Source organism: Ruegeria sp. F11 (assembly GCF_056533855.1).
Genome location: NZ_JBQFOW010000044.1, coordinates 1 through 975 on the forward strand (window position 1 = coordinate 1; position 975 = coordinate 975).

The 975-nt window shown below is 52.1% G+C and carries 1 protein-coding gene; it reads left to right on the top strand.

Annotation, left to right across the window (positions count from 1 at the left end; translation table 11 throughout):
- The first annotated feature begins 137 nt into the window (after positions 1–137).
- Positions 138–578, top strand: coding sequence for a transposase (locus ACR0NJ_RS21255; RefSeq protein ID WP_480819083.1), 441 nt, complete (start codon positions 138–140; stop codon positions 576–578).
- The last annotated feature ends 397 nt before the right edge of the window (positions 579–975 follow it).

Consider the following 975-nt stretch of genomic DNA (forward strand, 5'->3'; position numbering starts at 1 on the left):
CTCATCTCCACTCCTCGGTGGTTACGATGTGCCAGAAACCCTCTCTTATCAAATCACCCTAAACTGTCCCATTGGCGCTGACGTCAAACAAGATGATGGTCGGACCGGCTGCCGATCATAGCGAGCAAAAGACTGTGATGATCGACGCCACATATCTCAAAGCGCAACGCACGGCCTCAAGTCTTCGGGTCAAGAAGGGGGTGTGGCAGTCGGATTGGTCGAACCGAGGGCGGTGTGAACACGAAGCTTCTTGCCATCTGCGACAGCCGGGAGGGCTCGCTGAACCTGTTCGTCACAACTGGCAGGTCGGCGATTACATCGGCGCACGGGCATTGCTGAGCAGCCTGCCAAAAGTCGATTGGCTGCTCGGGGATCGCGGCTACGATGCTGATTGGTTCAGAGAAGCGTCGAAAGACACAGGCATAGGTGCCTGCATCCCTGGTAGCAAGCAACGAACGACACCCATCAAGTATGACATGCGCCGACACAAACGGCACAACAGAATTGAGATCGTATTCGGAAGGCTTAAGGACTGGAGGCAACTGGCGACAATTGCGATTAAGTGTTTCTGCCTATAATCGCCCTCGCCGCAACCGCTATGTTCTAGCTATGAAACAGGAACGAACCCTGACCCTAGGTTGTTCCTTTCCGGTGCGCCAATGAAAGCAATCACTAATGATCTGATTTTCGACTGGACTGTGCTCCTAAAAGTTGCAAAAGTAACTCGCAAGTAACTTTAATATTGCAGTGGCATCTCTACATGAGGTGTTGCGCTGCGAGAAGCACACATTATTTAGACAATATGCCGTTTAGAATTCTAGCGCTTTCCGGGGGCGGTTATCTCGGGCTTTACACAGCGAAGATACTTGCAGAATTAGAGGATGCTGAGCAGCCTCATCTGACTGGTCCAAATTGATTGTTAGTGCATCGTCGGCCTGCGATCCATTGGTATGATGGTTTCGGGCGCTGGCGGGC

What these genes read in the sequence shown, in the direction of transcription:
- ACR0NJ_RS21255 (WP_480819083.1), top strand. Translation starts at nt 138, where the DNA reads ATGATCGACGCCACATATCTCAAAGCGCAACGCACGGCCTCAAGTCTT.